General features: G+C 41.6%; 6 protein-coding genes. 3 read left to right on the top strand and 3 right to left on the bottom strand.

What is annotated here, in order from left to right:
- The first annotated feature begins 191 nt into the window (after positions 1-191).
- Positions 192-1,352: an alpha/beta hydrolase gene (locus HWQ41_RS21935; protein ID WP_292767472.1), complete on the top strand. Its 1,161-nt coding sequence runs from the start codon at positions 192-194 to the stop codon at positions 1,350-1,352.
- Positions 1,353-1,740: 388 nt separating this feature from the next.
- Positions 1,741-2,304 carry a hypothetical protein gene (locus HWQ41_RS21930; protein WP_292767469.1) on the top strand — a complete coding sequence of 188 codons (564 nt, stop codon included), beginning with the start codon at positions 1,741-1,743 and terminating at the stop codon, positions 2,302-2,304.
- A gap of 479 nt (positions 2,305-2,783) precedes the next feature.
- On the opposite strand, the gene HWQ41_RS21925 is transcribed toward HWQ41_RS21930, so the two are convergent.
- The gene (locus tag HWQ41_RS21925) at positions 2,784-3,473 is read right to left on the bottom strand and encodes an ElyC/SanA/YdcF family protein (protein WP_292767466.1); all 690 of its coding nucleotides are present in this window, start codon (positions 3,471-3,473) and stop codon (positions 2,784-2,786) included.
- Positions 3,473-4,129 (bottom strand): DUF2301 domain-containing membrane protein, encoded by a 657-nt coding sequence (locus HWQ41_RS21920; protein ID WP_292767463.1) that lies wholly within the window; start codon positions 4,127-4,129, stop codon positions 3,473-3,475. Before HWQ41_RS21920 ends, HWQ41_RS21925 begins: the two co-directional genes overlap by 1 nt.
- 91 nt (positions 4,130-4,220) lie before the next feature.
- Here HWQ41_RS21920 and HWQ41_RS21915 point away from each other — a divergent pair, with 91 nt between their 5' ends.
- Positions 4,221-4,451, top strand: a complete 231-nt coding sequence (locus HWQ41_RS21915) for a hypothetical protein (protein ID WP_292767460.1) — start codon at positions 4,221-4,223, stop codon at positions 4,449-4,451.
- 99 nt (positions 4,452-4,550) lie between these two features.
- Here HWQ41_RS21915 and HWQ41_RS21910 read toward each other — a convergent pair.
- A partial coding sequence (locus HWQ41_RS21910; protein ID WP_292767457.1) for a hypothetical protein occupies positions 4,551-4,767 on the bottom strand: 217 nt, incomplete at its 5' end.

The raw sequence follows: 4,767 nt of genomic DNA, 5'->3' as shown, positions 1-4,767 counted from the left end.
TGGGGTAAAACCTTGGTGAATCAGCTATTTCAGACTTGTGTATACACCGTAGCCTTTTTAAGGGGGGTTAAGGGGGATCTAGGTTTCAGGTTTTGAGTGTGTAAATCCTGTATTAATTATTGACTCTTGACTCTTGACTTTTGACTCTTGACTCTTGACTATTAACTATTGACTATCCACTATCTTCTGTGATGAAATATTTCTATCGTCTTTTAATATGCCTATCTGGGTGCTTAATATTTTTACTGCTGCATAGTGGCTTTGGTTTGTTGCCGAGTTTGGCAGCCGAGAAAATTGTTGTTAGGTACGGATTATTTGAGCAATCGCTCCCGGTGGCAGATATACGCAACTATGCCGAGACGCAAAAGGTTTCTGCCGATCTGCAATCTTTCTTAGGTTATCTCAGCGCTAAGGATAAACAGAAGTTCCAAGATACTCTTCAGGTGAAAATGTCGCTTGATATTGTGGCTTTAGATAAGCTGGTAAACACAGGAATGGCCAAGCAAATTTTATCTTTTGTTTCCCAAGCGACTGTCTTTCCGGCACGATCCGCGATCGCCCGTCGCGATCAAGTCAGTACACAAGCCCTACGAGCTGCCATTATCTTAGGAGCAAAATCACCAGAAGGTCTAGGAGTAATCAGCTTTCTAGAAGCTTATCCCAGTAATCAACTAGTTGTTGACGTGTCAAAAATTTCCAAGCTAGTCAGCATGGCAAATTTATCTTTTGGTTCTGCTGATGCGCCGCCGAAAGATGACGTAAGTTCTTCACCTTTAGGGCAAATTGCACTGCAATATCAGATACTTGCTGCCCAAGATAAACAGTTCTCAGGTTGCTTATTTGGCGATTCTATTTCGGCTGAACTTGGTAATACTCTTGGGAGTGGTACTTTTAATTTTGGGTTAAATGGTCTGAGTACAATCTCATTACTGGAACAACTGAAAAGTTTAATTCCTACCAAGGTGAAATGCGAAAAAGCGATTATTGCCATAGGTGGAAATGATGCTTGGTATGGAATTAGTGATGAATTATTTAGCAAAAATCTGCAAGAGGCGATCGCACTTGTCCGCACAATGGGAACTAAAGAGATTTTTCTCATTCCGGCTTTTTATTCAACAGTTGCAGGAAGCTTAGATCCAACTGTATCAGCCCCACTTTCTAAAGTTGAACAAATTAATGCTCTGATTAATCAAGTTGCTGAAACAGAAAAAGTGCCAGTTGCAGCCGCAGGACTAGCACCCTTGTATGAGAATAATGTTCTCAAAGAAAATTTAACCAGTGATGGCGACCATCTGAATGCAGAGGGTCTAAAAATTTATCGACAAGCATTATTACAAATCCTGGGTAAGTAATATGATGTCCGTTAAATTGCCCTTAGACTAAACGAAACGATAAATACTGATTTTTTCGTTGGTTCTTAACTCAATACTATAAACTTGTTGCTTGATAGCCTTAACCCCTTACAGGAAATGACTTTCATGATTTTTATGTGCATTATTGAATAATAGCGTGAGTGGCTTTAGCATAAAACAGGCGCAAGAACCGTAAGAGTATGTATACGCACAATAATATACAGCAGTTTTCGTTTGCATAAAGTACAAAGTTATAGGTTTTGAGACAGAAGGCAGAAACTCTGTATATGTGATTTTGAGTCCGGCGTTTTGTACCTTACTTGCTTGCAAACTGCTGTATAGTATTTTCTGGTCATCTTAGTAATGGGTAATGGAATAAAGTAAGACCATGAAAAAAATGATTCCAGTGGTACTAGCCACAATACTCTTGATTATTGGTAGCTTTCACCTTTTTAGTCATCCTGTAATTGCCCAAACAAATCGCCTAAGCTACAAAGTTGCTTTGCAAGCTGATACAGGAAAATGGCTTTCTCGTTGTAGAAATTGTCAACAGGTTACGGGTGATTTCCCTGATACCGCTACAGTACATATCGACAAACCAACCGCTGATAAGCCTTACGCTCAATTTGAGGTTATCAATGTAGGCTATGGTAAAATTGCTTTCAAAGCAGATACTGGTAGATATTTAGGAAGATGCCGTAACTGCATTGTTGGAGGCGCGTATCCAGATTCTGCCGTATTTCATGTTACAAATCCTTTACTACCATATGCCCAATTTACTCCCGAATTGCTGGATAATGGTAAGTATGCTCTTAAGGCAGATACTGGAAAATATTTAGCAAGATGCAATAACTGTTCTCCTTATTCTGCATATCCAGATACCGTGACTATCCATGTTGATAGTCCACAAGGCAATAGTTTTGCTCAATGGAATATAACCCCCATCTTTTAATTTGAGGCTGCACCACAAGCAGCGTTGAGAACAAGTGGCTAGAAAGCAGGCAGATTAAGCGTTTAACCAAAAGCCGCTACGCATCTATGAATGAAGTACAAGCTAGGGGCACACATATGTCATTAGTATCAACTTAAGATAAAAGCCAGTCTAGAACAAGCTTTTAAGATTGTCTCGTTCCCAGTCTCCGACTGGGAATGCCTAACGGGGCGGGCTGCCGCCTCAAGACTTGCGGCAGAGCCGCGATGAGGTGCATTTCCAGCCAGAGGCTGGAAACGAGGTTTTAAGAGGGTTTTGGCTTAAGTTTACACCAATGCACATATGTGCGCCCCTACGAATTGCTGTACTTCAAGCAATTGAAAACCGCTACAAATAGTTAGGAACCAACATAATTCGTAGTTTGTAACTCGAAATTATGAATTACGTAGCTTGCTTCTCGCCATTCACGTAGCGTCTCGTAGAGAGCGTCATTATCACTTTTAAGCTTTCCAATTCAAAAACCGGGCATAAATATAAGCGATCGCTTCATCAAGAACTGTCCGCACACCTTGGCTAGAACCCCACCATTTCTCTGGATCGTAATCTTGCGTTTTGGCAGCAATCACACCAACTTTGATATCAGGATTCAGTAATTTTTTGAAAATTAGCCAACTCCTACGGGTATGAACATCCAAAGAAAAAAGATTAATTGATTCTATCTGTAAATTTGAATTGGATAGCCAGCGATGAAATTCAGCAGCAGATGCATAACTACGATCCTTAACCACGAAAGGTGTTGGAACAGCGACCACTTTTTCTGCTTCTAGACCTAGTTTTATGAAGGTGGCGGCTGACACGTCTGCAAAGTTATTGTATCCAGTAAGATAACTTCCTTTTCCTAATGTCCCTCCCGTACTAATTATTTGACGATAAGAACCTTTTTTAAATTCAGTCAAAGCTTCTTCTATAGCGTAATCTGGTAGCCATCCTTCAACAACTAATACTTGTGCTGATTTGATCGGGGAAGTTACGGCGAGAAATGAGTGCATCTGAGTAATAGCGAAAAATATTAAATAAGCAATCAAAGCGATCGTAATCGCCCACCCCTGAGCCGTAAGTGTCCACATTTCTTGGCGTATTATTAGTTTGATTTTGGTAAAATTTTGACGCCGGCGATTTTTTGTCTGCATTAAACCTTAGCTAAACGTTGCTCTTTCAAGTAGGTAAAGACAGACTTATCTCCAATATCAGCAGGAATTGCTTGCACTGTCTTTCGCAGCGCAAACACTAAAAACAATGTCGCCCAAATTCCTAATAAAACACTTTCCCCCTGATTTGGTAGAATTCCCAGCAAATGTCCTAACAACAGTAGCGGTACTATTAGGGTTAATACTTTGGTTTCCAGGCGATTGAAGCAAAAAGCCTCTTTAAAATAAATACCTGTCAAAGCAACGAAGATAAAACCAACTCCAAATAAGGTAATAGGCTGATTGTAAACAGTGAGAGCCAAAGGTTCACTACTAGAAATTGCCAGAATCACTGATGCTATACTACCGATTGCCCAAAAAATTTGCAATATTCGGTGCAGTGATGCCATGTAGATATGAATGGTAAATAAACTTACAGCCAGAGCGAGACTAAAACAAGCATATAGAGGTGTAAGTGCGGTAAAAACAGTCGGATTATTGTTGAGTAAAACCAAAGCACTGCCTATGGCAAAGCTCAGTGCTGCTACCATTAATCCAGCGCGGTAGATAATTACGCCAGTGCGATCGCTCTGAGTAATTGTAAATTCCCCAAACTGACCTTGATAAACTTCTGGTGAAGATAGTGTTTGCGTAGTCATAGTTAAGAATATAGTTACGATTTACTAATAGAGTACAACGGGAAATTGCTGAAGGGTTACTTTTATTATTATGAGCAATGAGATGAACTTAGTGTCACAATCCCTAAACTTTTTTGTCGGGTGGGCACTGCCTACTGTGCGCTCAAACATCTTATTTTTAGGTTGTGTGCAGTGCCCAACGCCAGTTGACGCCACTTGGAGAGAAGTTGCAGCGGAGCGCAAACTCGATCCAGGGCTGTTAGCGCAGCGTCTTTGCCAGGAGAAGACGGGTTTTCCGTCGCTCTTGTCTGGCGTCAGGGCGGAGGCTGACGACGCTCGATAGCGTTAGCGACTGGGCGTAGCGTCTGAGTCGAAGAGGCTGCGCTATCGATTGACGCATTACCGCCAATCAATTAAAAGTCTTATTGACAAAGCGCGATCGCTAAAACAATCCAGTCATCAAGGTAGGGTTTAATCCTGCTGACTGTCGGCCTAGGTGGCAGCATATCCCTTTGGCTTCTACTTGCGTATCTCGCTTTGCGGCTCTTGCTCCCACTAATATCATGTCCGGGTAATTAGTTGTGATTCCCATAGTCATTGCACCCCACCTCCAGCCCCTCCCCGCCGGCGGGGAGGGGAGATAAAGCGTAGCTTTGGCG

Origin of the sequence: Nostoc sp. NOS(2021) (assembly GCF_017115025.1) — a bacterium.
Classification (GTDB): Bacteria; Cyanobacteriota; Cyanobacteriia; order Cyanobacteriales; family Nostocaceae; genus Nostoc.
The sequence above is the reverse complement of the archived record's forward strand: the minus strand, read 5'-3'. Positions and strand labels throughout refer to the sequence as shown.